Annotated in this window: 2 protein-coding genes; one reads left to right on the top strand and one right to left on the bottom strand. The window is 57.8% G+C overall.

The features are described from left to right. The first annotated feature begins 235 nt into the window (after nt 1-235). Nucleotides 236-973, top strand: coding sequence for a hypothetical protein (locus ASE71_RS24485; RefSeq protein WP_060521184.1), 738 nt, complete (start codon nt 236-238; stop codon nt 971-973). 6 nt (nt 974-979) lie between these two features. Here ASE71_RS24485 and ASE71_RS24480 read toward each other — a convergent pair whose 3' ends face one another. Next, nucleotides 980-2,407, bottom strand: a complete 1,428-nt coding sequence (locus ASE71_RS24480) for an ISNCY family transposase (RefSeq protein ID WP_060521183.1) — start codon at nt 2,405-2,407, stop codon at nt 980-982. Between the last annotated feature and the right edge of the window lie 142 nt (nt 2,408-2,549).

Below are 2,549 nucleotides of genomic sequence, written 5' to 3'. Positions count from 1 at the left end.
TGTCAAAGCTGAATAGGGCTGCGACGTCGCCAGCCATTTAGAAATGCGACACTGCCCGCCGGCTTGCTCTGCCAGTCAGCCCCCGATCCGACCGGCTGGTCCGGGTTGAAAGGGCGGAGCGGGGGCGGGTGATGACACTCCCCTTCGGCTTTAGCTTTCTCAGTAGCAATTGTTTTGTCGCCGGTTGATACTCGCTTGCACCTGCATAGGGCGAGGTAGGGATCACAGCCGCACGATGCTTCCGGAAATCAAGCTGCATGGTGACGTCGATGTCGCCGCACTGTCCCCACTTCTTCGCGGTATGCTTCTTTCGGTTGCCTATGCTGACGGTGAGGGCGGCATAGGATTGACGGCGACCGGCGCCATGAACCGCAAGTTCGTGCATTGGGCCGCTGTGCACTTCCTTTGGCCAGGCTTCACAGCCGAAGACCTCTACAGCATGAACAAGGTGCTCAATGAAAGCGACATGCCGCCGCTTTGGGTGGTGCGCGACATGACCCGTCATCTGAAGCTTCTTCGTCGGAAAAAAGATGTGCTGCTGCCAACCAGACGCGGCCGGGAGTTCCTGGTGAACCCGCAAGCCTTCTTCGATCTGATCGCCACGGATTATCTCTATTCGTATGTCCATACCACCGAGCGGGAAGAGGAGGTCCGAGCGCGGTTACGCTGGTGGCGCATGTTCCTCAATCTTCTCAATATCAAAGCCAGGGAAGGGTGCACGCCAATAGACGTTGTGAAGATCCTCTATCCAGACTTGGCGCCTCTGTCGGACACCGAAATGACCATAGAAGCCTGGAAGTTGAAATCCGATCTCCAATATGGCGTCTTTCGGCGCTTGTGCTGGCTCGGTGTGCTCTATGAGGCACGAGAGGGGCTTACGCTCCTCCAGCATGGAGCCTTCCACAAGACGCCACTTTGGCCAGCTTGCCTGCAGTTGGAATCGGATGCGCAGAGCGACATCGGCGTGCATTGACGCTCTTTATTCCGCCGCTGGCCGCCTCATCAACGCTTTCTCTCGTCGCGCAATCACCGCCGGATCGTTCATGAAATCCGTCCGCCGGCCAGGCTTGGGACCACGCTTCTGGTAGCCGTTGGCTGTGCTACCGTCTCGAATGCCGAACATATGATCCGTTTGGCCCGTTCGGCTCGGACCACTCTTGCTGCGCTGCTGTTGGCGTCCGGCCTGCATCTCGGCGACAATTGACAGCATGTCGTCCAGCCGCTTGTTGTCGACGACCTCGGCACGATGCACCGAGCGCAACGTATCGAAGGTCCTGTAGGGCAGGGCAAAGCTCTCGTGCATGATCTCAAGCCGACCGTCCGGATAATCGCAGACAATCACCTTCTGGCCCGCCAATGGCCTGGAAATCTCGGTCGGATCGAGAATGAACAGCACCTTGTCGTAACGCAGCGTCAGGGATTGCGACAGCGTGCGCACTTCCTTGCGGCACATGGCACCATCGAGGTTCTCATGGTCGGACAGCGGCCGGTGCATGTCCTTCGGATTGCGTGGTTGCTTGCCAAAACGAGTGTTGAAATCTGCAATGAACTCAGGCGCATAGACATTGGCAGCTTCGATCGTATCGATGCCGCGAAGTCGCATCTCCTTGACCAGCCGATCCTGCAATGTCTGGTTGGCACGCTCCACTCGACCCTTGGCCTGCGGGGTGTTGGCACAGATGATGTCGATATTGAGTTCATAGAGCGCCCGTCCGAACTGCGTCAGGCCGCTTGTCCGGTCTTTCTTCGACGCATGGAGCGAGCGGAAAACGCCGTGCTTGTCGCTGTAGAAGGCCAGCGGCTTGCCCCATTGCTGCAGATAGGCCTTCGTCGCGTGCAGATAATCGAATGTATTCTCCGATCCAGCAAAGCGAAGATGTAAAAGCTTGCCGGTGGCGTCATCAATATAGACGAGCAGGGCGCATTTGGGGCCGCGGTTCTCGAACCACCAGTGATGCGATCCATCGATCTGCACCAGTTCGCCAAAGCAGTCGCGCCGGCCACGTGGCTGGAAAACCCGTTTCTTGCGTTCCCGACGCGAGATCCAGATGCCAGCCTCGGTCATCCATTGCCGCAGCGTTTCCTTGGCAACAGAAATCCGGTGCAGCTCGATGAGCTTCTCGCGCGCCAGCGTCGGACCGAAATCCAGATAGCGTTCGCGGATCAGATCCAGCGCCGCATTGCGGAAATCCTCGCTGTGGCGCCGATTGCTCGGCCGGGATCGCTTCTTCGAAACAAGACCGGCCGGACCATCTTGATCATAAGCCTGCAGCAGTCTGTGGATCTGACTTCGACTGAGGTTGAGCAGTTCGGCAGCCTGGACAACGCTCAGGCGCTCGTCACGGATCTTCTGGATGACTTCGAGGCGATGCAACTCTTTCTGCGACATGGTGATCAAACAGGACATGACGACTCCGACCGCTCATGGTCTCGACCAGGCTGAAGGTCGTCATCCTTGCTCCCAACGTTGGCTTTGACCAGTGCGTCGAGAGGCGAGACTGTCGCATCTCTAACTGGCCCAACTGTCGCATTACTAAATAGCCACTACA

The sequence above is a fragment of the Ensifer sp. Root954 genome, from assembly GCF_001429005.1.
GTDB lineage: Bacteria > Pseudomonadota > Alphaproteobacteria > Rhizobiales > Rhizobiaceae > Ensifer > Ensifer adhaerens.
This window is presented reverse-complemented; position numbering and strand designations above follow the sequence as displayed.